The sequence below is a fragment of the Acidovorax sp. GW460-11-11-14-LB4 genome, assembly GCF_059423685.1.
In genome coordinates, this window is the sequence record NZ_JBWKYJ010000061.1 from 1 (window position 1) to 22,417 (window position 22,417).

A 22,417-nucleotide genomic window follows, 5' to 3' on the forward strand; every position below is an offset into this window, starting at 1 on the left:
GGAAGAAATTGCGGGGGTGGGGCCCAAGAAGCGGGCGCGCCTGTTGCAACGTTTTGGCGGTGTGCGTGGAGTGGCATCCGCGAGCGTGGAGGACCTGGCCACCGTGGATGGGATCTCGCATGAATTGGCAGAAGAAATTTACAAGGCATTGAGATAAGCCCCATGTGCCGTTCCACTGCCGCGCCGTGACACAATCGCCGCCATGTTCTGGACTATCCCCACCTTGATGACCTGGACGCGCATCGTCGCGATACCTTTGATCGTGGGGGTGTTCTACGCACCGCTGGACCCGGCCACGCGCAATCTCATTGCCACCGTGATGTTCGTGGTGTTCGCGGCCACCGACTGGCTGGACGGCTACCTGGCCCGCAAGCTCAACCAGACCTCGTCCTTCGGTGCTTTCCTGGACCCGGTGGCCGACAAGTTTCTGGTGTGTGCGTCGCTCCTGGTGCTGGTGCACCTGCAACGTGCCGACGTGTTTGTGGCCCTCATCATCATCGGCCGCGAGATCGCGATCTCGGCCCTGCGCGAGTGGATGGCGCAGATCGGCGCCAGCAAGAGCGTGGCCGTGCACATGATCGGCAAAGTCAAGACCACGGTGCAGATGCTGGCCATCCCCTTTTTGCTGTACGACGGGCGCCTGTTTGGCGTGATCGATACCGGCGTGTGGGGCACCTGGCTCATCTGGGCCTCGGCGGTGCTCACCGTCTGGTCGATGGTGTACTACCTGCAGAAGGCGTTGCCCGAGATCCGGGCACGCGTCAAATAGTTTTCAAGTCTTTGGTGCCTGGAGCGTTTGATATATAAGCGCAGGCAGCTATATTTTCAGGAGCATCTGAATGGCGAAGCATTGCATTGCAGTCATTGCCGGTGATGGCATTGGCAAAGAGGTCATGCCCGAGGGCCTCCGCGTTCTGGACGAGGCCGCCCGCAAGTTTGGCATTGACCTGCATTTCGACCACTTTGACTTTTCGAGCTGGGACTACTACGAAAAGCACGGCAAGATGCTGCCCGACAACTGGAAGGACCAGATCGGCGGCCATGAGGCCATCTACTTCGGCGCGGTGGGCTGGCCCGACAAGATCGCCGACCATGTCTCGCTCTGGGGCTCGCTGCTGCTGTTCCGCCGCGAGTTCGATCAGTACATCAACCTTCGGCCAGCGCGCCTCATGCCAGGCGTGATCGCCCCTGTGGTGCGCCGTGACGGCAGCCCGCGCCTGCCCGGCGAGATCGACATGCTGATCGTGCGCGAGAACACCGAAGGCGAATACTCCAGCATCGGTGGCCGCATGTACGAAGGCACTCCGCGCGAGATCGTGATGCAGGAGACAGTGATGTCGCGCCACGGCGTGGACCGCGTGCTGAAGTTTGCGTTTGAACTGGCCCAGTCGCGCCCCAAGAAGCACCTGACCAGCGCCACCAAGTCCAACGGCATCGCCATCACCATGCCCTACTGGGACGAGCGCGTGGCCGAGATGGCCAAGGCCTACCCCGATGTGACGGTGGACAAGTTCCACATCGACATCCTCACCGCCCACTTCGTGCAGCGGCCGGACTTCTTTGATGTGGTGGTCGCCAGCAACCTGTTTGGCGACATCCTCTCGGACCTGGGACCTGCGTGCACCGGTACCATCGGCATCGCGCCCAGCGCCAACCTCAACCCCACGCGCACCATGCCGTCGCTGTTTGAGCCAGTGCATGGCTCGGCGCCCGACATCGCGGGCAAGGGCATCGCCAACCCCATCGGGCAGATCTGGTGCGGCGCAATGATGCTGGACTTCCTGGGTTATCGCGCCGCGCACGACGCCGTTCTGGCCGCTATCGAAGCCGTGTTGCAACCCGGCAGTGGTGCTCCGCGCACCCCGGACCTGGGCGGCACGGGCAGCACGCAGGATGTGGGCAAAGCCATCGCTCAGGCACTCGCTGCTCGTTGAGTACGGCTGGCTGCGGGGTGTCAATACGGAGTGCTGCCGATACGGCGTGTTTGAGACAAAAACCCCCGCCAAGCCCTGTCGCAGCGTGAAATACGACTAGAATTCAAAACAACGCTGACGCAAAACAGCGTGTTGTATTGACACTCTGAAACTCGATGGCTTTAATCTGATGCAGCAGCCACTGCTGTGTATGCCAGTCATTCCCCCGCCTGTTCTCCACCAGCCCACGGCTGTGCTTTCAGGCGTGTGAAGACCAGATATCCTCGAGACATTCCATTAACTCTTTTCCGAGAGGCTTCTTGTGAACAAAACCGAATTGATTGAGCACATCGCTACCAACGCCGACATCTCCAAGGCCGCTGCTGCGCGTGCCCTGGAATCCACGATCGAGGCTGTCAAGAAGACTCTCAAGAAGGGCGGCACCGTGTCGCTTGTCGGTTTCGGTACCTTCGCTGTGGGCAAGCGTGCTGCCCGTACCGGTCGCAATCCCCGTACTGGCGCTACGATTAAAATCAAAGCTGCTAAAGTTCCGAAGTTCCGTCCTGGCAAGGCATTGAAAGATGCCTTGAACTGAGGATCAGTTTAGGTGGGGTCCTTAGCTCAGTTGGTAGAGCGGCTCCTTTACACGGAGTAGGTCGGCGGTTCGAGACCGTCAGGACCCACCATCACCGAACAAAGGCGAACGCAAGTTCGCCTTTTGTTTTTTGCCTTCTGAAAGATCGACCATGTTTGAATCCATCCGCAAGCACTCCAAGATCGTGATGATCTTCTTGTTCTTGCTGATCATTCCTTCGTTTGTGCTGGTAGGCATCGACCGCAACTATTTCTCTGAAAAGAGCCCTGTGGTAGCCCGTGTCGATGGCAACAACATCAACCAGACGGACTGGGACAATGCCCATCGCATGGAGACAGACCGCATTCGCGCCCAGTCTCCCTCGGTCGATCCCAAGTTGCTGGACTCTCCCAGCGCCCGGTATGCCACGCTGGAGCGCCTAGTGCGTGACCGTGTGCTGGCGGCTGCCGCGCAAAAGATGCACCTCGTGACCAGCGATGCGCGCCTGGCCCGCAGCCTGCAGGAGATTCCCGCCATTGCTGGACTCAAGCGCCCGGACGGTACGCTGGACGCCGATGCCTACCGCGCACTGGTCGCTGCTCAAGGCTTGACGCCCGAAGGTTTCGAAGCCAATGTGCGCCGCGACATCTCGGTGAACCAAGTGATGGGTGGCGTGATGAGCTCCGCGTTTGGCTCCGATGCGCAGGTCAAACTTGCGCTCGACGCTTTGTATGAGCGCCGTGAGATCCAGGTGGCACGATTCAACGCTGCTGACTTCGCCAGCAAAGTCACTCCGGCAGATGCAGACCTGGAGGCCTACTACAAGGCCCATCCCGCCCTGTTCCAGCAACTGGAACAGGCAGCCATCGAATACGTGGTGCTGGATCTCGACAGCGTGCGGGCGTCCATCACCCTGGGTGAAGACGACCTGCGTACTTACTACAAAGAGAATGTGGCTCGCATGACCGCGAAGGAAGAGCGCCGCGCCAGCCACATCTTGGTAAACGCTCCCAAGGATGCATCCGCCGCGGACCGCGAGAAGGCCAAGGCCCGTGCCACTGAGCTGCTGGCCCAGGTGCGCAAGGCTCCCGGCAGCTTTGCTGATGTGGCCAAGAAATCCTCTGACGACAAGGGCTCGGCCGTTGCGGGCGGAGACCTGAACTTCTTTGCCCGGGGTGCGATGGTCAAGCCCTTTGAAGAAGCTGCGTTTGCGCTGAAAAAGGGCGAAATCAGTGATCTGGTGGAAACCGAGTTTGGTTATCACATCATCCAGCTCACCGACATCAAGACACCCCGCCAGCCCAGCTTCGAAGAACTGCGCCCCACCATGGAAGCAGAGCTCAAGCAGCAGCAGGCGCAGCGCAAGTTTGCCGAGGTGGCAGAGTCCTTCACCAATGGTGTGTATGAGCAGGCAGACAGCCTCCAGCCCGTGGCCGACAAGCTCAAGCTGAAGATCCAGACTGCCAAGGGCGTGACCCGGACCCCTGCCGCAGGTGCCAAGGGCCCTCTGGCCAACGCCAAGTTCCTCGAAGCACTTTTTGCTACCGACTCGCTGCAGAACAAGCGCAACACCGAGGCGGTGGAAGTGGGCCCCAGCCAGATGGCTGCCGGTCGTGTGACCACCTACACCCCTGCATTGACACTGCCCTACGACGAAGTGAAGGCCCGTGTTCGCACCTTGTATGTGGCTGAGAAATCTGCCGAACTCGCACGCAAGGAGGGCGAGGCCAAGCTCAATGCATGGAAGGCTGCCCCATCTTCTGCCACAGGCTTGGCCGCAGCGACCGAAGTCTCCCGCGAACAGACCCAGAATTTGCCGCGTGCCCTGATCGACGCCGCACTGCGGGCTCCCTCCGAAACGCTGCCAGGCTGGACGGGGGTGGATTTGGGCGCTGCGGGTTATGCCGTGGTCAAGGTCAACCGCGTCGTGCCGCGCCAAGCGCCGGACGCGCAGCGTGCGCAGCAGGAGCGCCAACAATACGTGCAGTGGTTGGCCACGGCCGAAGGGCTGGCGTACTATGAACTGCTCAAGCAGCGCTTCAAGGTGCAGATCAAGGCACCACGTCCTGAGGCAGCGGCAACAGTGACTGCAGAAAATTAAGCGATTTGATGTCCGGAGCCAAAATCCCGGGCTATAATACAAAGCTACGGTGGCTGTAGCTCAGTTGGTAGAGTCCAGGATTGTGATTCCTGTTGTCGTGGGTTCGAGCCCCATCAGCCACCCCAAAATAGCAAAGCGCTGCAGCAGAAATGTTGCAGCGCTTTTTGCTTTGGGGCTGTATGGAATCTCGCCTTGCGCATGTCCCTCTGTGCAGCGTTGCGCGTCAAGGGGGTTTTCTCACCATCAAAGCCCCGCCTTTCGCTCACCACAGCCCCACACGGCGCATACTGCGTGCTCCACCTTTTGGGAGTTTCTGATGAGCCTTGTGATTCGCGACGCGTCGCCCAGTGAAAAGCGCGGCAACGCCATGTCTGCGGCCTTGGCCAAAGAGCAACTTCAATACGCGGTCCAGATCGTGCGCGACGTGTTGCCGCAGAGCGCTGGCGATGCGGCATTGATCGGCGCCGTGGTGCAGGCCATTGCCATGAATTACGCCGCTGTGCCGCAGCCCAATCGTTAGGGTTGGGGCTGTACGCAACGAGGTGCTTGATCCACATCCGTCATCCAGCCCGCGCGCGCATTGCTTGGCTGTTCCGCACTCGTCAGAAAGGATTGATTGGTATGAGTGGGGAGATTGAAAGCTACCAGCTGGGCGGCTGGCCTGCCCGGAGGGACTCGAACCCCCGACCTATAGCTTAGAAGGCTATTGCTCTATCCAGTTGAGCTACGGGCAGATGGATGTTGGCCGGCTGTGTGGCCGGACGGGCTTGCGGAGTGTCCGCATCTGCGTAACGCAGGACGCTAATCATACCCGCCCTGGCCCGTGCTCTTGGCGCTGCTGCAGGGGCGATTTTGCTGCCGGGATGGTGATGCGGTTATAACCGGGCCATCCCCCTTGACTGCCCGCCTCACTGGAGCATTTGCCCATGCCACACAGCGTCACGCTGATCCACACCATTGCCGCCGCCTTGGGCCTGGCGTTGGTGCTGGGCTTTCTGGCCGCCCGTCTGCGGCTGCCAGCATTGGTGGGGTACTTGCTGGCTGGGGTGGCCATCGGCCCGTTCACTCCCGGTTTTGTCGCAGATGCGGCCCTGGCCAGCCAGCTGGCGGAGATCGGGGTGATGCTGCTGATGTTTGGCGTGGGCCTGCATTTCTCGTGGGGCGACCTTCTGGCCGTGCGCAAGATTGCCGTGCCGGGTGCTGTGGTGCAGATGATCGTGGCGACGTCGCTGGGTATGGCGTTGGCCCTGTGGTGGGGCTGGGGCATGGGTGGTGCCCTGGTTTTTGGTCTGGCACTGTCGGTGGCCAGTACGGTGGTGCTGTTGCGTGCGCTGGAGACCCTGGGGATTCTGGACAGCTACACCGGACGCATCGCAGTGGGCTGGCTGGTGGTGGAGGATCTCGCCATGGTGCTGGTACTGGTGCTGCTACCCCCGCTGGGGGGATGGCTGGGAGGCGGCACCGGGGCCGACCTGGATGCTGCGCAGCTCTGGCGCACGCTGGGTTGGACCCTGCTGCAGGTCGGCGCGTTTGTGGTGCTGATGCTGCTGGTCGGGCGCCGGCTGTTTCCCTGGCTGTTATGGCAGGTGGCTCGCACAGGCTCGCGTGAGTTGTTCACGCTGTGCGTGGTGGCCGCAGCGGTGGGCATTGCGTTCGGGTCGGCTGCGCTGTTTGGCGTGTCGTTTGCGCTCGGGGCCTTCTTTGCCGGCATGGTGATGCGCGAGTCCGAGTTCAGCCACCGCGCTGCGCATGAGTCGCTGCCTTTGCGCGATGCCTTTGCCGTACTCTTTTTCGTGTCGGTCGGCATGCTCTTCAACCCTGCCGTCTTGTGGGAGCGCCCACTGCAAGTGTTGGCAGTGGTCGCCATCATCATGCTGGGCAAGACGGTGGCCGCTGCGGGCCTGGTGCTGGCGTTCCGTTACCCGCTCAACACAGCGCTCACCGTATCGGCCAGCCTGGCGCAGATTGGTGAGTTCTCGTTCATTCTGGTCGCACTGGGTTCTTCGTTGGGGCTGCTGCCGCCAGAGGGGGCCAGCTTGGTATTGGCGGGGGCCCTGTTCTCCATGGCGCTCAACCCGCTGTTGTTCCGTGCCATTGCGCCGTTGCAGGGCTGGCTGCGCGCCCGATCGGCGCTTGCGCGGCGGCTGGAGCAGCGGGATGACCCTTTGGCCGAACTGCCCACCAGCACCGATTCGCGTTACCTCGCGCGGCAGGTGGTTCTGGTGGGGTACGGCCGGGTAGGGCGGCGTGTGGCGGCAACGCTGGCGGCCAACGATATTCCGTTTGTGGTGGCGGAGCAGAACCGGGAGCTGGTGGAAGCCTTGCGGGCCGATGGCGTGGCCGCCGTGTTTGGTGACGCGGTGGAGCCTGCCGTGCTGATCCAGGCCCACATTGCACGGGCCGCCATGCTGGTGGTGGCTACCCCGGACGCGCTGCAGGTGCGCCAGATGATCGAGACGGCGCAGACCCTGAACCCGGGCATCGACATCGTGGTGCGCAGCCACAACGAGGACGAGGCCCAGCGGCTGGTGCAGGAATGCAGCCATGCCCAGGTGTTCCTGGCAGAAGATGCCTTGGCACAGGCCATGGCACGCCATGTGCTGGAGCGTGCCCGGGACCGCCAGACCCGCGCCACGCGGCCTGCGCCACTGCATGGATCGGCATGATTTGAAAGAAATCTGCCTGTAGCGCTAGAAGAATATGCCTAAATAGCTATTGAATTGATAGCGAAATTGCGACCGCGGCCACAGTCGCAGCGCAGCATCCGGGCGGCGTCCTCACGGAGCGTCCCATCTGACCCCGCCAAGAACGCAGACCTCAGCCTCGCGCCATGCAGCGACCTGCCGCGAGGCACGGATCAATCTGTTTCTTCAAACACCAGAGATGGCACGGCCATCACGCGGGCGCTTTGGCCCAGGTCCTGGATCAGGTGGTTGGCAAAGTAGCTGTTCTGCGTGTCGGGCTCCAGCGCTGCCACGGCCAGATGGGCACGCGGCTGGTTCAGGGGCACATAGAAGCTGCCAGCGGGTGCATCAATGGCGCTGCGTACGGCAGATACTTGCACACGCACGATGTCACCACCACCGGCAATGGTGCCGATCACGTCCTGGCGGTTGCCGGTTTCGCGTGCGGTTTCGCGGTAGCTCTCGGCCAGGACAGAACCGGGCTCTGCCACCCGCATGACCTGGATGCCCAGCTGGCGCAGGCGTTCCACTGCACCGCTGGCGTCTGCCGACAGCCAATAGCCGCAGGGCCGCGCACGCACCTTGGTGTTGCGCAGCGTCAGCGATGAGTTCCAGTCCACGCGAATGCTGCGATCGGCGCCGGTCTCGGGGTCCAGAAAATCCAGGTCGCGCTGGGTGGGCGTGGCCTCCGCTTCAATGACCACCTGGTCGCGGCAGGCCAGGGCGCTGACGTCGCGGGCCACGAACGAGCGTACCTGCTCCAGGTTGGCCGCCCGCTCGGCGGTGGTCCGCAGCGCGCTGGTGATGGCGGTGACCTGGGCATGCACGCGGCGCTGGATGTGCATGCGACCAATGCCCACCCCACGGGTCTCGATCAGCAGGCTGACCGTGTTCTTGAGGCCATGGACGTTGCGCCCCGTGTCGGGCTGGGTGCCCCCCATGGAGATGCGCTTGTCCTGCAGGTTGGTCGAGGTGGTGTAGTACCAGTCACTTGTCAGGCCCTGGGCCTTGAGGGCTGCCACCATGGGCTGGTGAAACCATTCCTGCGATGCCTTGGTGAGGAACTCCGGATAGTTGGCAGTGGTGGTGTATTGCAGCAGTGCGTCGTAGCGCTGGATGGCGTTGAACTTCTGCAGGTAGCGGCCCACCACGGTGTATTCATGGGCGTCCACGACCAGGATGGGGCGGTAGTCGTTGATGACCTGCGCAATGGCGCGGGCCTCGGGCGTGTTGAGCAACAGGTGGTCGCGGTTCAGGTCCACGCCATTGGCGGTGACGCGGGTGCCCACCTCGGCGCCATCGGGGTTGGCGCGGGGCACCACCACCACGTTGATGCGGTCCAGCAGCGGCTCGAGCAGGCCCTGGGCCAGCTCACGGCTGATGACCAGCAGTGCCTCACTGCCTGCGGGTTCGTCGCCATGCTGCTGGCCGATCAGCACAACGGTGGGGCGGCCGCTCTTGTCCAGGCTGGCAGGGTCTGTGCCTCGGGCACGGGTAAGCAGCAGGCCCTGGATGGGCTCGCCGCGTTGCGAGGTGCCAATCTGCAGCAACTGCGCGCGTGTGCCGCCACGGGGCACGCCGTCGCTCAGCCCGCGCAGCCATTGGCCCAGCTCGGTATTGGTGGTGAAGGCCCTGCGGTCGGCACCCAGGCCGGGTGTGCTGTAGACCACAGAAGGGTTGGGGAACCGCGCGGCCACCGCATCGCCATAGGGCGGCGCCATGGGCGCCTCGTCGCGCACCAAGAGCGGCGCGGACGGGGGCAGGGGGCTGGCCACCACGGCAGCCCGTTGTGGCGGCAGCTGCGAGGGCGTTTGCTGTCCCAGCGGTGCGGGTACCACCGTACCTTGTTGTACGCGCGGCAGTGGCGCGGGGGCGCTGCGCTGCTGGGCAGTGGGGGTGGATGGCCAAGGGGGCAGCGGGGTGCTGCCGCAGGCCGTCAGCAGCAGTGCTGCCAGCGTGGCCGGGGCGGCCCAGCGCGCAATCCGTGGTTCAGGGCGGGAAAGCGGGGTGGTATCGGCGCTGCGGCGCAGGAAATTGTGCTGGTTCATGGTGTGGGCTGCCAGAGAGAGCCCCTGGTGTGGGGCGAGTGGGGCGCTTTGTACGTGGATGTTACCTGTGCACACTCGCCTCTCCTTGTCAGCGTACATCCCGTTGCAAACCCGTGGCGCCGTGGGCTGCCGCAGTGATCAGCGAGGGGCGTCGCTGGGTGCGCTAACGTCGGTCGGCGGCGGCGAGATGCTCTGGGCCAGAGGAGAACTGGGTATTTTCAGGCGCAGCAAGGCGCGCACAAAGCCGTGGTCCGAGCGCGTGCGGTCGCGTCCCTCATGCAGGTGGTCGTTGAAATAATCCACCCGGCGCACATCGCCCACGCTGTTGCGCCCATTGGGCAGGAACTCCTCGCTGACCAGGATCTGGTCCAGCACATAGGGCGCGCCCTGGTGGATGTGGGAGTAGGCCACGTCCTTTTTCAAGGCGAAATCTCCCTGCAGGTCGTACGCATTGAACAAGGCCACATCACGGGCGGACCGGTCGTAGGCGATGTCGGTGGTGGCGCAGATCAGTTGCGTGGTCACGCTGTCGGGGGTGTCGTTGAAGTCGCCCAGCACTACCAGGGGCACGCTGGTGCGGTGCAGCAGGTCGATCACCAGGCACCGCAGCGCCATGGCCTCCGCACCGCGCATGATCAGCGAGCGCAGCGATGCCAGTGCGACCACCTTGCGGTCGTCCCTGTCCTCCGTAGGCTGGCCCAATGCGTCCTGCAGAAATTTGGGGCGCTTGGATTTGAGGTGCGCGGTGAGTACGTTGAGGGTTTGGCCATGCTTCATCCGCAACGTGGCCACGAGGGGTGGGCGCTCGAAGCGCGTGTGTTGGCCAATGCCAGGTACATCCACCTGAAAGCCCGGTGGGAAGTCGGCAAAGGACTGCAATGCCTCGACCTTGAGCCGCGTGGCCAGGCCCACACGGGGCGTTCCCTGTGCGCCCTGTTGGGTGTCGTTGTTCTCGGCCCCTGGTACGGCGACGAAGTCGTAGCGCAAGCCACCCCGACCCAGTGCCCCTTTGAAGGCCGCGTCGTCCCAGACCTCCTGCACCGCCAGTACATCGGCGTTCAGTGCCCGAAAGCGCTCGCCCAGCCAGGTGATCTTGCGTTCAAACTCGGTCTGGCTGTAGGGGTCCTGGTTCTCGTAGAACAGGCGTCCCGGATTGGCCAGGTTGAGCACATTGCAAGTGGCCACCATGAGGGTGTCCAGCGGTTGGGGGAGTTCGTTGGGGCGCATGAAGGGCGTACAGCGTAGGCGGGGTCACGACGGCTGCACCCTGTATCAACTGGCCTGCAGCGCGCGGCCGGACAGCACTTGCAGCCCGGGTCGGCCCAACTGTACGGCACGGACGAGCGCACGGGCCACCTCCGCCCCGGGGCGGGCACGGTAGTTGGCGGGCAGGACCGGGTTCAGCCACTGAAACAGTTTGAGCGACAGGGACTCTGCGGGCCGGTGGGCTTGTTGCAGCGCCCGGCGTTCGCCCATCAGCAGGGATGGGCGTGCAATGACCAGCGTCTCAAAACCCAGCTGCTGAAGGTCGCGCTCGACCTCGCCTTTGACGCGGTTGTAAAAGATGCGCGATTGCGCATTGGCCCCCATGGCGGTGACCACGCCACAGCGGTTGGCGCCCGCCGCGCGCGCTGCGCGGGCCGTGGCCATCACGGCGTCATAGTCCACCGCACGGAACGCGCTCTGGCTGCCGGCTGCAGCCATGGTGGTGCCCAGGGTGATGTAAACATCATCGACGTGCGGCAAGGCGGGCATCGCCGCAAAATCCACCGCGTGCAGTTGCAGGCGGGGATGGTCCAGCGCTGGCGCACGCCGCCCTTTGGCGTGCAGCACATGGATGCTGGCGCCCGCTGGGTCCGTGGTGTTGGCAAGGGGCGCTTTGCGCGTCTCAGCGGTTAAAAGAGCCGCGAGGACCGCCTGGCCCACGAGGCCCGTTGCCCCGGCCACCACCGCCACCCGTGCCTGATCCGCCACCATAGCCGCCACCTCCAGAGTTGCGATACCCACCACCGCCGCCGCCACGGCGGCCGCGTTCAGCCATGCTGTCCACGCTGGTGCGCATGGGGTCGGGCTGACCGCCCGCACCGTGGCCCGAGCTGCGATGACCTGGGTTGCTGTGACCCAGGTGTGTGCCCAGGTGCGCATTGGCGCGGGGGGGTTGTGCGTCATCGTAGCGATGACCACCGCCGCCTTCGGGGCGTGGGCCTCGGCTGCGCGCAGGTGCCTGGGCGGCGCTGTCACGGGCACCACCCCGGCCACCACCCTGGCCTCCGCGGCCGCCGCCGGCTGGACCCTGGGCGTTGCGTGGAGCTCCGCCACCGGAACGGCCACCACCACCGTTGCCTGCACGGGGGCCTCGCTCCCCACCTTGGCCGCCGCCCTGGCCTGCCTTGTTGGTGCGGATGCGCTCCATCATTTCGCTGCGGGCGGCCTTGGCGGCTGCCTGCATCACATCACGGCTCGGGGGCTTGCCTGCGCCGCCCCAGATGGTCTGGCGGCCCATGGCGATGGGTTCCGCCTTCTCTCCGGGTTCTGGGCCAAAACCTTCGATCACCTGGACAGGAATCTGCTGCTTGGTAAAGCGCTCGATGTCCATCATGAAACCTTCTTCGTCCATGCAGACCAGGCTCACGGCTTCGCCCGTAGCGCCTGCGCGGCCCGTACGGCCGATGCGGTGCACGTAGTCTTCGGAGACGTTCGGGATTTCGTAGTTGACGACGTGCGGCAGGTCATCGATGTCGATGCCACGTGCGGCGATATCGGTGGCCACCAGGGCACGGATCTCGCCACTCTTGAAGCCCGCCAAGGCCTGCGTACGGGCACTCTGGCTCTTGTTGCCGTGCAAGGCCATGGCCTGCACACCATTCTTGGTCAGGAACTCGGCCACGTTGTTGGCGCCGAACTTGGTGCGCGTGAATACCAGCACCTGGCTCCAGTTGTGTTGCTGGATGATGTGCAGCAGCACCTGCTTTTTCTTGCCGCGGCCCACCGGGTGGATCACTTGCGAAATACGCTGCACCGTGGTGTTGCGCGGGGTGACCTGGATGCTTTGCGGGTTCTTGAGCAGGGTGTTGGCCAGCTCGCGGATCTCGTCGCTGAAGGTGGCCGAGAACAGCAGGCTTTGCTTGTCCTTGGGCACCAGGGCCAGCACCTTCTTCACGTCGTGGATGAAGCCCATGTCGAGCATGCGGTCGGCTTCGTCAAGCACCAGCACCTGCACGGTGGACAGGTCCAGGAAGCCCTGTTGCTGCAGGTCCAGCAGACGGCCAGGGGTGGCCACCAGGATGTCCACGCCGCGCTTGATGCGGTCGATCTGCGGGTTCATGCCCACACCACCGAAGACCACGGTGGAGTTGATGTCCAGGTACTTGCCGTATTCGCGCACCGATTCTTCGACCTGGGCTGCGAGCTCACGGGTGGGGGTCAGCACCAGGGCGCGGATGCCCTTGCCGCCAAACTTGTTCTTGGGTGCCGTGCCTTGCGAGAGGCGGTGCAGCATGGGCAGGGTGAACGCAGCGGTCTTGCCGGTGCCAGTCTGCGCACCGGCCAGAAGGTCGTGGCCTTCCAGAACGGCGGGAATGGCCTGGGCCTGAATGGGCGTGGGGGTTTCATAGCCCGTTTCGTGCACGGCCTTCAGGATGGCAGGAGCCAGGTTCAGTTCGTCAAATGTCATGTCGTTGGATGCGCCCGTCCGGGGCGCTGGGTATCCGCCTGTCGTGCAACCGGGAGGTTGCTGAGCCAGTCTCAGGCTGATGAGGTTCAGGATTGGGAGCCCGGAAGCGTGGCTTCCTTCGTCCCCAGCAGTGTGCTGATGTGGCGGGCAACTGGAGCCCACAACGGGGGTATTGTCGCATGGACCGATAATCTAGGGTTTGAGAGCGCGTTCGGCGTCTTTTTGGAATGCTCCAAATGGCCCTCTGAACCTGCTCGGATGCAGACTTCCTGCCCACTTTCGCAAGCTAGAACCCTCCATGGCCCAATACGTTTATTCGATGAATCGCGTCTCCAAGACCGTGCCGCCCAAGCGGCAGATCTTGAAGGACATCTCCCTGAGCTTTTTCCCGGGCGCCAAGATTGGTGTGCTGGGTCTGAACGGCTCTGGCAAATCCACGCTGCTCAAGATCATGGCCGGCGTGGACAAGGAGATCGAAGGCGAAGCCATTCCGATGCCTGGCATCAAGATCGGCTATCTGCCCCAGGAGCCCCAGCTCAACTCGGAGCACACAGTCCGCGAAAGCGTGGAAGAGGCCATGGGCGAGGTGTTTGCCGCCAAGGCCAAGCTGGAAGAGGTGTACGCCGCCTACGCCGAGGCCGATGCAGACTTTGACGCACTGGCCGCTGAACAGGCTCGCCTGGAAGCCATCATTGCGACGGCGGGGACTGACTCCGAGCACCAGCTCGAAATCGCTGCCGATGCCCTGCGCCTGCCTCCTTGGGACGCCAAGGTCGGGCTGCTGTCTGGTGGTGAAAAGCGCCGCATTGCGCTGTGCCGCCTGCTGCTGTCCAAGCCCGACATGCTGCTGCTCGACGAACCCACCAACCACTTGGATGCTGAATCGGTGGACTGGCTGGAGCAGTTCCTGCACCGCTTTCCGGGCACCGTGGTGGCCATCACCCACGATCGCTACTTCCTCGATAACGCCGCGGAGTGGATTTTGGAACTGGACCGCGGCTACGGTCACCCATACAAGGGCAACTACAGCACCTGGCTGGACCAGAAGCAGGCCCGTCTGGAATCTGAAAACAAGGGTGAGGAGGCACGCGCCAAGGCCCTGAAGAAGGAACTGGAATGGGTGCGCCAGAACGCCAAGGGCCGTCAGGCCAAGAGCAAGGCGCGTATCGCCCGTTTCGAGGAACTGAGCGACTACGAATACCAAAAGCGCAACGAAACCCAGGAAATCTTCATTCCTGTGGCCGAGCGCCTGGGCACCCAGGTCATTGAGTTCCACAACGTCACCAAGTCTTTCGGCGACCGTGTGCTCATCGACAACCTGTCCATGACTATCCCTGCGGGTGCCATCGTGGGCATCATCGGTCCGAACGGTGCCGGTAAATCGACCCTGTTCAAGCTCATCGCGGGCCGCGAGCAGCCGGACAGCGGTGAGGTGGTGATCGGCTCGACCGTGAAGATGGCCTTTGTGGACCAGCACCGCGATGCCCTGTCGGACGACAAGACCGTGTGGGAAGACATCTCCGGCGGCCTGGACATGATCAACATCGGCAAGTTCACCATGGCCAGCCGTGCTTACGCAGGGCGCTTCAACTTCAACGGTGGCGACCAGCAAAAGAAGGTGGGCATGCTGTCGGGCGGTGAGCGTGGCCGTCTGCACTTGGCCAAGACACTGATTGCTGGCGGCAACGTGCTGCTGCTGGACGAGCCTTCGAACGACCTGGACGTGGAAACCCTGCGCGCGCTGGAAGACGCTTTGCTCGAATACGCGGGCACAGTGTTGGTTATCAGCCACGATCGCTGGTTCCTGGACCGGATCGCCACGCACATTCTGGCCGCCGAGGGTGACAGCCAGTGGACGTTCTTTGACGGCAATTACCAGGAGTACGAGGCCGACAAGAAGAAGCGGCTGGGTGAAGAAGGTGCAAAGCCCAAGCGGATGCGTTTCAAGGCCCTCAAATAAAGGCCGAGGTCAAGTAGGATTGCATCTGGAAACCTCTTGTCCGATTCCTCCCTCCCACCATGTCCCTGCCCGCATCGCGTCTGAGAGCCGTTTTTCGCGCCTGCGTTGTCAACGCCGTTCGCGGTGGCGAGGCCCTGATGGGGCAGCTCGTCAAGGTCACCCAAAGTGCCTTGACCAGCGAGGAGTCGGCGAGCCGCAACATCCAGCAGCGCAATTTGCTCAGCGATGCGCTGCGGCTGCTCAACGAGCACGAGGCTGCGCTGGTCAAGGGCTATCCCATGGCCTTGCTGGAGATATTTGCCGAAGGCCCTGCGGTCGCCAAGGGGCGCAGTTCGGCCGACGACACCGGCATGGACTTTGGCGAGCTTTCGCTCATGGACGAAAGCGAGATGCAGGCCCAGGTGGAACTGTCCAAGGCCCAGCAGTCTGCGCTGCATGCCACCGACGCCGTACTGGCCGAACTCAACACCCTGGTGAGCGCTGCGCAAGGTTTGCGTAGCGTGCAACCCGAGCGCAACCCTCTGCGGCCCGAGAGCTACATCCGTGCATTGCAGCAGGTGGTGGGTGAGACCGGCGTCTCGGCCGAGGTACGGCAGCTGTGGATGCAGCACATGCGCGACCTACTCGGGAAGCTGCTGGCCGAAGAATACAAAAAAACCGCTCAGAGCTTGCGTGAGCATGGCGTACAGCCGGTGGGCTACGCAGTGCTGGGCACGCCTGCGGGCGGCGGTCGCGGCCAAGGCACCGGTTACGGTGGGTCTGGCTATGGCGGGCCCGGTACGGGTTACGGGGGCGGTTATTCCGGGTACGGCCCCTCGATGAACGCGCCCATGGGCGACTATGGCAACACAGGTTATGGGCGTGGTATGGGCCTCAGCACAGGCTGGAGCGGCGACTCCCAGCAGGGTGCCATGGTGCCCGTGCCCGTGGACGCTGCCGAAGAGGCTTTGCTCACGGTCGGCATCCTGCGCCAGATGTTGGCGGGCGGTGATCCATTTGCCCCTCCTCCGGTCTACGGCGCCGTTCCCGCACAGGCGGTGGTCATGCCCAGCGGCGCGGGTCAGCCGGGCTGGGTAGACCCCCGCGCGGGAGCCGCCAGCGCCCAGTCATCGTTGGCCGGGGGCTACTACCCGTCGGGTGCGGCCGCTGAAGCGATTGAAGACATGGCGCAGCTGGAGCGCCTGGTGGGCCGTCTTGCCGGTGGGGGCACTGTCAGCCAGGCGGGCTCTTTGCCCGTGCCTCTCGCAGGCTGGCGTGGGCCTGGCGTTGCGCCGGTGGTCTATGCAGCCATGCCCATGGAGGCTGCTACCCAGTCCACGGCCATGGCGGTGGAGGTGGTGGGGCGCATGATGGCCAACATCTCTCAGGACGCCCGTTTGCTGCCCCCTGTGCAGCAGGCCGTCAAGAGCCTGGAGCCTGCGCTCAAGCAACTGGTGCACCACGACGGCCGGTTTTTTACCGACAGCAGCCACCCTGCGCGCCGCCTGCTTGACGAGCTTACGCAGCGCAGCTTGGCATTCACCGCCGAGACAGAGCCTGGCTTCAGCCGCTTCATGCGACTGGTGACCGAGGCTGTGGGCCACCTGTCTGCCCATGAGGTCAAGGACGCGGGGCCGTTCGACACCGTGCTCAAGGCCCTGCAGTCTGCCTGGGACACCCAGGAGCAAAAGATCAAGGCCCAGCAGGAGGCCGAGCAGAAAGCCAAATTGCAGGCGGAGCAGCGCGAACTGCTGGCCGAGAAGATCGCAGCCGATATCCGCAAGCTGCCGGATGTGGACAAGGTGCCGTCGGACGTGCTGGATTTTGCGGCGGGCCCCTGGGCTGACGTGGTGGCGCTGGCGCAGGTGATGCGCAGTGACGATAGCCAGGAAGATGACCCCAGCGGTTACCTGGCGCTGGTTCCTGTGTTGCTGTGGACTGCGCAGCCTGACCTCACGCGCCAGGAGACGGACCGGCTCAACGACGCCATCCCCGGCCTGCTGGCCAAACTGCGCAAGGGCCTCAAGACCATCAACTACCCGGCGGTGCAGACCAGCGCATTCTTGCAGCGGCTCGTGGCGTTGCACCAGGCCGCTTTTGAAAAACCGGCTCCTGCCCCAGTGTCCGCCCCTGCGGGAGAGCCCGAAGTGGCCCCGGAGGCGACAGAGCTGTCCGAATCGGCAGAGGCGTCCGCTCCTGCACCGCAGGACAGTGCCCAGGCGCCGATGGACACCCCGGACCCTTACGCTGATTTTGTCATCGGGGCCTGGGTGGAGCTGGTGACCAATGGCCGGGTGGTGCGCACCCAGCTGACCTGGGCCAGCCCGCATGGCACCCTGTTTTTGTTCACTGCGCCGGATGCCAGCACCCAGTCCATGACCCGCCGCATGCGCGACAAGCTGGCGGCCGAAGGCTCGCTGCGCGTGGTGCCGGCCCAGCCGCCCAAGCCCGCCAAGCCTGCGGTCCGCGCTTCGGGCGTTGCGGAGGCGGGCGGGGCAGATCGCAAGTCGTCCGAGGGCCGTACGGGCTTCGGCTCCAAAATGGCGCCGCTGTCCAAATCCGCCCCCCTGGCCCCGGCTTCGGGTGCCAAGTCGCCCAAGAATCGCTGATCGCACAGACACGCGCGCTGCGGGTGCCATCTTGAGGCCGCGAGCGGCCTTGTGCAGCTGTAGAGCTGGTCAACGCCCAGTCCCTGCTGCACTCCCTGTTTCCGTCGCGCTGTTGTTCGTCATCCCTTCGCCCGGCGTGCTGTGGTCAGCAGATCCACCAGCCCCTTCCGACGCGCGCAGCAGCTTTTTGCGCACCAGGTGGATGTGGTTGCGCAGGGCATACAGTTCGTCCGCATACGACAGAGGCACGCTCACCTTTTCGGCCTGGGCTTCCAGTCCGTCGAGGGTGCGCAGCAGGGTTGAGGGGTCGCTTTTGCCCATTTCCAGGTCGTTTTCGATCTCGCGCAGGCGGCCATACCAGCGGAACACCCGTGACCGCACCCGGAACTGGTAGAGCGGCGGCACGATGCGCGACAGCGGCAGCATGATGGCCAGCAAGATGCCCAGCACCAGCCACATGCGCTCAATCAGGTTGGCCATCCAGAACGGCAGGTAGCGTTGCAGCATGGGCACCGGTTCGTTCATGGCGCGGTCGCCCTCCTTGGCAATCGGCAGCTCGCTGCCGCGCGTGTTGGGAAACTCACGCGCCCGGTTGAACCAGCCCGCGCCGCTGTGCAGCTTTTGTGCGTTCTGGGCGAACAGGGTCAGCAGGGCGGGGTGCGTGCCGTCGCGCGCCAGCAGGGACGTGGTGGTGGCCACGAGCCGAACATCGCGCTGGGGCACGTTGGCCGCGAGGTCCACCACCCCGCGTGGCAAGGTCACGGGGGTGAGGAACGGAAACCGCCGTGCGTAGGCCTCGTGCTGCGCAAAATCCAGCAGCTGCACGCCGGGCGTTTGCAGCAGCATCTGCACCATCAGCGATTCAGGCGCCGAGGCAAATACCAAGGCGTCGAGCCTCCCCGCCAAAAACTCCACCGTCGCGGGCGTCTGTTCCAGGCGCGATAGCTTGACTGCGCTGGGCTCCACCTTGTTGGCCTGCAGCAGCCGCTCGATCAGCGTGGGCACGCCGCTGCCCTCCGACCCCACATTCACCCGCCAGCCGCGTAGCTGCCGCAGGCCATCAAGCCGGGGTGCGTTGTGCATGCGCTCTGCTGCATCGCTGCGGTAGAACAGCCACAGCGGCTCTACAAACAGGCTGCCCAGCGATACCAGGTTGTCCGGATCATCGGGTTGCAGTTCGGCTGTGCCGCCCTGTACAAAAGCGACATCGGCCTGGCCGTCGCGCAGAAGCTGCAGGTTGTGCGATGAGCCTTCGCTGGGCAGCAGAACCACATCAATGCCGTCCGCCGCCAGCGCCTTCTGGTAGCGCTTGCCAAACTCCTCATAGGCACTTTGGGCAGGGCCTGTGGCCAGGGTCACCGTCTTGGGGGGATTGGGGTTGAGCCACCAATAGGCCAGCACCAGCAGCCCGACCGCCAAGAAGGCGAGGGGGCCTGCTGACACAATCAGATCGCGCAGGGTGAGGAAAGTGTTGCGAAAGGCCTGGGGCATGGGGGATGAACAAACAGAGCGAAACGGGGCGGCGGTATGCCTGGATGGGGTGACGGGGCCCCTGGGTGGTCCCGTAGCCATATCTCGCTATCAGCGAGCCGGTGGATTATCCAGGCAGGCGTGGCGGCGACGCGCACCGGCGCTGGGCATCCCGCACCGGGAGTCGCCCAGGTCTCAGATAGCTGGAGGACTAAAACCGCCGGCCAGCGAGGGCTCCTACTGCGGCAGGCGCCTGCGTTGGCGCTCATAGGCCATACATTCCTGCAGCGAGAGCATGTCGTTCTGGTCCACATCCGCTGCCTCGAAGTAGGCCATGCGTGCCTGCACCACCTCCTTGAACGACAGCTTTCCGTCCCCGTCCTTGTCGGCTGCCGCCAGCCGCCTCAGTTGGCCTTTGCCGATGCGGGGCAATTGGCCCAGCTGGGAGAGATGGACGTAGCCCTCTGCATCGGGCCCCAGGCTGTGCCAGCTCTGCACGATGTCCTGGTGGAACTCGTCCAGCGACACGTTGCCGTCATGATTGAGATCGGCTGCCGAGCAGATGGCCTGCAGCCGGTGGGTGAGGGTTGGCGCCACCGGTTTGTGCGCCTTGGCAGGGCGTGGTGGCGTGGTGGGCGACGATATGGAGGTGTCGGCCGCATTGGCCGCGTGCGTCGTTGTTGCCAGCACCAGGGCGCAGGCGCCTGCACAGATCCAGTGAAGAGTTGTTTGCATGGGACCTCCTTACCACCACCAGCGTTGGCTGGGGCTGCGGTTGCAGGGCCAGACCATGGTGTGTGCCCCAGGGCGGACCTGGCCTGCGTCTACATCCAGGCATTTGCCGGTGAGCTGGCTCACGATCTGCCCACCCGGGGTAGACCAGCTTTGGCTGCGCGAGCCCGAGCAGGACCACAGCACCACCCGCGCGCCGTCCCGTGGGTCGCCTCGGTCCACGTCCACGCACAGGTCGCGCACCCGGATCTCGCCGCCGCGCCCCACCGCAAAACGCTGGGACGCCGTCCCGTTGCATTCGTACACCTGCAGGGTGGTGCCGGGCTGGAATTTGCCACCCCTCACGTCGAGGCACAGGCGGCCGTCCACCCGGATCTCGCGCCCCCAGTCCCCGCCCTGGCCGGGGTAGTCCGGGTACTCGGGGCGACGGTCGTTGTCGTGCCGGTTGTGGTTGGCCAGCAACGCAATGCCGGCAATGGCCGCCACGGCCGCCACAGCTGCTCCGGCATTGGAGCCGCTGCTGCTACCGGATGCATAGGTGCGTGTGATCTTGAAACGTCCCCCGCAACCACCGTTGGTCCACAGCTCGCGATTGGTCAGGTCGTAGCCCCAGGTGCGGTTGAAGCGGCAGGCCCCCTGGGTTTGTTCCACCAGATCCACCTGGGTCACGTCGTCCGCGAGGCGGTAGGAGGTGTAGCCGCCGCTGGACTGCAAATCCACCAACTGGTCCTGCGCCTGTGCCGCCGGGGTACTCACGAGCATTGGCAGGCACAGCAGCCATGCATGTTTCCGAAAGGCCTGGTCTCTCATGGGTTCACTCTCCTTGTTCCGATCAGGGGCCATGGGGATGGGTGTAGTGCAGTGGGCCCCGGCCCAGGGCACCAACCGTCACCGGCATCATAGGACGGTCTGATGCTTGTGCGCCCGGCGACAGGGGCGCCATCGGTTGAAATCTCGCTGGAGCAGCGGGGGCTGTTCGTGCATGATGGCATCGCGCTGGGGCAGCCCCTTGTCTGCCTGTGTACTACCCACCCACCCACTGCCGTGTCCGATGAAACGCTTCTATGTCGTTGCCTCCATCCCACTGCTGCTGGCGGCGCTCATCCCCATTGCTGCGTCCCTGTGGGTGGCCCACCGCCAGGCCAAGGAAGACCAGGTCGCCTATCTGACCTCGTTGGCGGACGAGGTGCTGCGACGCGGCGTGGCCTCGCGCCAGCAGCTGGTGGCGGCGCTCAACGATCTGGACGGAGATCCGCACCCCGCTTGCAGCCAGGCCAGCCTCACACGCATGCAGCAGCTGGTGGGCACCTCGTTCTATCTGCAGGGCATGGGGGCGGTGAGGGATGGAGCGCTGGTCTGCAGCACGCTCACCACGGGCAATGAGGTGGTACCGCTCACCGGCAACCACATGGTCACCTCGACGGGTATCTCCACCTGGATTGGCGCCCGCCTGCCCTTTGCCCCGGAGCAGCCTTTCAACATCTACGCCCGCAACGGCCATGCGGTGATCATTCACCCGGGCATCGTGATTGACATGCCTGTGTTTCATGCGGATGTCGCGCTGGGGCTTCTGATCAGCACGCCCCGGGCGCTGATCCGGTCCAAAGGTCCGCTGGATACCGAGTGGCTGAACCTCTACACGCCCCATGTGAACAACGTGGCTGAAAGCGAGACCCACTACATCGTCTTCCGGGTGTCGAAGGAAAACAATGTGGCGGCGGTCGCGGCGGCTCCCAAGGCGCTGGCCCACGAAGGGCTCAAGGCCCAGGCGCTGATCCTGGCACCCCTGGGGCTGGTGGCCAGTGCCCTGTTTGCGCTGGGCGTGGCGATGCTCACCCGGTGGCAGTTGTCGCCCCGCGTCAGACTGCGGGCGGCCCTGCGTCGGCGCGAGTTCTTCGTGCTCTATCAGCCCATCGTGGATCTGGAAACCGGCCAGTGGGTGGGGGCGGAGGCTCTGCTGCGCTGGCGTCGCCGCAACGGCACCCTGGTGCCCCCGGATGAATTCATTGCAGAAGCGGAGAAGGCCGGGGTGATCGTGCACATCACGCGGTACGTGATGGATGTGGTGCTGGCCGACTTGCCCGAGATGCTCAAGGTACGCCCGGGTTTTCATGTGAGTTTGAACCTCTCGCCCCAGGATCTGGTGGCCGACGGACCCGTGCAGTACCTGCAGCGGCGCTTCAGCGCCATGGAGATGCCGCTGGGCGCGCTCATGCTGGAGGTCACCGAGCGCGGGCTGGTGGACATCGAGGCTGCACGGCCCGCGCTGCAGGCTGCTCGGCAGATCGGTGCATCGATTGCGCTGGATGACTTCGGTACGGGTTACTCCAGCCTGTCCATGCTGGAGTCCATCGACATCGACACCCTCAAGATTGATCGCATCTTCATCGCCAGCATCGGCGCGCAAGCCGCCATCAGCCCGGTGACTACCCACATCATCGAAATGGCCCACATGCTCAAGCTGGCACTGATTGCCGAGGGCGTCGAGACTCAGGACCAGGTGGACTTCCTGATTGCCCGGGGTGTGCGCCAGGCCCAGGGTTGGAAGTTTGCCCGTGCCATGCCGCTGAAAGATCTGCTGGCCGGCATGCGCCCGCAGCCAGCCGTTTCACCACGTGGCTCGGCGCAAGATTGATCCCGCCCTGTTGGATGGCGCGGCAGGGGATGGGGGACG

The 22,417-nt window shown here is 64.2% G+C and carries 17 protein-coding genes and 3 tRNA genes; 12 read left to right on the top strand and 8 right to left on the bottom strand.

Annotated elements, in window-relative coordinates:
- The 8 genes from AC07X4_RS18395 to AC07X4_RS18430 all read left to right on the top strand — a co-directional run.
- Positions 1-157: helix-hairpin-helix domain-containing protein (locus AC07X4_RS18395; RefSeq protein WP_494740909.1), on the top strand; the 157-nt coding region annotated here is incomplete at its 5' end.
- A 45-nt stretch (positions 158-202) separates the two neighbouring features.
- Positions 203-769 carry a CDP-diacylglycerol--glycerol-3-phosphate 3-phosphatidyltransferase gene (pgsA, locus tag AC07X4_RS18400; RefSeq protein WP_026436902.1) on the top strand — a complete coding sequence of 189 codons (567 nt, stop codon included), beginning with the start codon at positions 203-205 and terminating at the stop codon, positions 767-769.
- Between the two features lie 70 nt (positions 770-839).
- Positions 840-1,934, top strand: coding sequence for a tartrate dehydrogenase (locus AC07X4_RS18405; RefSeq protein ID WP_494740892.1), 1,095 nt, complete (start codon positions 840-842; stop codon positions 1,932-1,934).
- A gap of 301 nt (positions 1,935-2,235) precedes the next feature.
- A complete protein-coding gene (locus AC07X4_RS18410) occupies positions 2,236-2,508 on the top strand; it encodes an HU family DNA-binding protein (RefSeq protein WP_008906675.1) in 273 nt (90 codons plus the stop codon).
- Positions 2,509-2,523: 15 nt separating this feature from the next.
- Positions 2,524-2,599 (top strand) — tRNA-Val (locus tag AC07X4_RS18415).
- Between the two features lie 60 nt (positions 2,600-2,659).
- Positions 2,660-4,588, top strand: coding sequence for a SurA N-terminal domain-containing protein (locus AC07X4_RS18420; RefSeq protein ID WP_494740893.1), 1,929 nt, complete (start codon positions 2,660-2,662; stop codon positions 4,586-4,588).
- A gap of 49 nt (positions 4,589-4,637) precedes the next feature.
- Positions 4,638-4,713: transfer RNA gene (locus tag AC07X4_RS18425), tRNA-His, on the top strand.
- 191 nt (positions 4,714-4,904) lie between these two features.
- On the top strand, positions 4,905-5,108 hold the full coding sequence (locus AC07X4_RS18430; protein ID WP_056064167.1) for a hypothetical protein: 204 nt from the start codon (positions 4,905-4,907) through the stop codon (positions 5,106-5,108).
- 137 nt (positions 5,109-5,245) lie between these two features.
- On the opposite strand, the gene AC07X4_RS18435 is transcribed toward AC07X4_RS18430, so the two are convergent.
- Positions 5,246-5,322 (bottom strand) — tRNA-Arg (locus AC07X4_RS18435).
- A gap of 192 nt (positions 5,323-5,514) precedes the next feature.
- Between AC07X4_RS18435 and AC07X4_RS18440 the strand changes: the two genes are divergently transcribed.
- Positions 5,515-7,254: a cation:proton antiporter domain-containing protein gene (locus tag AC07X4_RS18440; protein ID WP_494740894.1), complete on the top strand. Its 1,740-nt coding sequence runs from the start codon at positions 5,515-5,517 to the stop codon at positions 7,252-7,254.
- A gap of 191 nt (positions 7,255-7,445) precedes the next feature.
- On the opposite strand, the gene AC07X4_RS18445 is transcribed toward AC07X4_RS18440, so the two are convergent.
- From AC07X4_RS18445 to AC07X4_RS18460, 4 genes are all read right to left on the bottom strand, one after another.
- Positions 7,446-9,320 carry a M14 family metallopeptidase gene (locus tag AC07X4_RS18445; RefSeq protein WP_494740895.1) on the bottom strand — a complete coding sequence of 625 codons (1,875 nt, stop codon included), beginning with the start codon at positions 9,318-9,320 and terminating at the stop codon, positions 7,446-7,448.
- 138 nt (positions 9,321-9,458) lie between these two features.
- Positions 9,459-10,547 carry an endonuclease/exonuclease/phosphatase family protein gene (locus tag AC07X4_RS18450; RefSeq protein ID WP_056064126.1) on the bottom strand — a complete coding sequence of 363 codons (1,089 nt, stop codon included), beginning with the start codon at positions 10,545-10,547 and terminating at the stop codon, positions 9,459-9,461.
- A 45-nt stretch (positions 10,548-10,592) separates the two neighbouring features.
- Positions 10,593-11,297: a Rossmann-fold NAD(P)-binding domain-containing protein gene (locus AC07X4_RS18455; protein ID WP_494740896.1), complete on the bottom strand. Its 705-nt coding sequence runs from the start codon at positions 11,295-11,297 to the stop codon at positions 10,593-10,595.
- The gene (locus AC07X4_RS18460; RefSeq protein ID WP_494740897.1) at positions 11,209-12,993 is read right to left on the bottom strand and encodes a DEAD/DEAH box helicase; all 1,785 of its coding nucleotides are present in this window, start codon (positions 12,991-12,993) and stop codon (positions 11,209-11,211) included. The genes AC07X4_RS18455 and AC07X4_RS18460 overlap by 89 nt, the downstream gene beginning before the upstream one ends.
- A gap of 298 nt (positions 12,994-13,291) precedes the next feature.
- On the opposite strand from AC07X4_RS18460, the gene ettA reads away from it, so the two are divergent.
- Both ettA and AC07X4_RS18470 read left to right on the top strand, forming a co-directional pair.
- Positions 13,292-14,953: an energy-dependent translational throttle protein EttA gene (gene ettA, locus AC07X4_RS18465; RefSeq protein ID WP_056064117.1), complete on the top strand. Its 1,662-nt coding sequence runs from the start codon at positions 13,292-13,294 to the stop codon at positions 14,951-14,953.
- A 59-nt stretch (positions 14,954-15,012) separates the two neighbouring features.
- Positions 15,013-17,541: a DUF1631 family protein gene (locus tag AC07X4_RS18470; RefSeq protein WP_494740898.1), complete on the top strand. Its 2,529-nt coding sequence runs from the start codon at positions 15,013-15,015 to the stop codon at positions 17,539-17,541.
- A 69-nt stretch (positions 17,542-17,610) separates the two neighbouring features.
- On the opposite strand, the gene AC07X4_RS18475 is transcribed toward AC07X4_RS18470, so the two are convergent.
- The 3 genes from AC07X4_RS18475 to AC07X4_RS18485 form a co-directional block, all read right to left on the bottom strand.
- The gene (locus AC07X4_RS18475) at positions 17,611-19,032 is read right to left on the bottom strand and encodes a TAXI family TRAP transporter solute-binding subunit (protein WP_494740899.1); all 1,422 of its coding nucleotides are present in this window, start codon (positions 19,030-19,032) and stop codon (positions 17,611-17,613) included.
- A gap of 216 nt (positions 19,033-19,248) precedes the next feature.
- Positions 19,249-19,746: an EF-hand domain-containing protein gene (locus AC07X4_RS18480; protein ID WP_116747359.1), complete on the bottom strand. Its 498-nt coding sequence runs from the start codon at positions 19,744-19,746 to the stop codon at positions 19,249-19,251.
- 9 nt (positions 19,747-19,755) lie between these two features.
- Positions 19,756-20,553, bottom strand: coding sequence for a lectin (locus tag AC07X4_RS18485; protein ID WP_494740900.1), 798 nt, complete (start codon positions 20,551-20,553; stop codon positions 19,756-19,758).
- A 241-nt stretch (positions 20,554-20,794) separates the two neighbouring features.
- Here AC07X4_RS18485 and AC07X4_RS18490 point away from each other — a divergent pair, with 241 nt between their 5' ends.
- Positions 20,795-22,378, top strand: coding sequence for an EAL domain-containing protein (locus AC07X4_RS18490; RefSeq protein WP_494740901.1), 1,584 nt, complete (start codon positions 20,795-20,797; stop codon positions 22,376-22,378).
- Positions 22,379-22,417: the final 39 nt, after the last annotated feature.

Coding starts and splice junctions, on each gene's coding strand:
- AC07X4_RS18445 (WP_494740895.1), bottom strand. CDS start 9,320: ATGAACCAGCACAATTTCCTGCGCCGCAGCGCCGATACCACCCCGCTT.
- AC07X4_RS18490 (WP_494740901.1), top strand. CDS start 20,795: ATGAAACGCTTCTATGTCGTTGCCTCCATCCCACTGCTGCTGGCGGCG.
- AC07X4_RS18420 (WP_494740893.1), top strand. CDS start 2,660: ATGTTTGAATCCATCCGCAAGCACTCCAAGATCGTGATGATCTTCTTG.
- AC07X4_RS18470 (WP_494740898.1), top strand. CDS start 15,013: ATGTCCCTGCCCGCATCGCGTCTGAGAGCCGTTTTTCGCGCCTGCGTT.
- AC07X4_RS18455 (WP_494740896.1), bottom strand. CDS start 11,297: ATGGTGGCGGATCAGGCACGGGTGGCGGTGGTGGCCGGGGCAACGGGC.
- AC07X4_RS18405 (WP_494740892.1), top strand. CDS start 840: ATGGCGAAGCATTGCATTGCAGTCATTGCCGGTGATGGCATTGGCAAA.
- AC07X4_RS18460 (WP_494740897.1), bottom strand. CDS start 12,993: ATGACATTTGACGAACTGAACCTGGCTCCTGCCATCCTGAAGGCCGTG.
- AC07X4_RS18475 (WP_494740899.1), bottom strand. CDS start 19,032: ATGCCCCAGGCCTTTCGCAACACTTTCCTCACCCTGCGCGATCTGATT.
- ettA (WP_056064117.1), top strand. CDS start 13,292: ATGGCCCAATACGTTTATTCGATGAATCGCGTCTCCAAGACCGTGCCG.
- AC07X4_RS18485 (WP_494740900.1), bottom strand. CDS start 20,553: ATGAGAGACCAGGCCTTTCGGAAACATGCATGGCTGCTGTGCCTGCCA.
- pgsA (WP_026436902.1), top strand. CDS start 203: ATGTTCTGGACTATCCCCACCTTGATGACCTGGACGCGCATCGTCGCG.
- AC07X4_RS18440 (WP_494740894.1), top strand. CDS start 5,515: ATGCCACACAGCGTCACGCTGATCCACACCATTGCCGCCGCCTTGGGC.
- AC07X4_RS18480 (WP_116747359.1), bottom strand. CDS start 19,746: ATGCAAACAACTCTTCACTGGATCTGTGCAGGCGCCTGCGCCCTGGTG.
- AC07X4_RS18450 (WP_056064126.1), bottom strand. CDS start 10,547: ATGCGCCCCAACGAACTCCCCCAACCGCTGGACACCCTCATGGTGGCC.
- AC07X4_RS18430 (WP_056064167.1), top strand. CDS start 4,905: ATGAGCCTTGTGATTCGCGACGCGTCGCCCAGTGAAAAGCGCGGCAAC.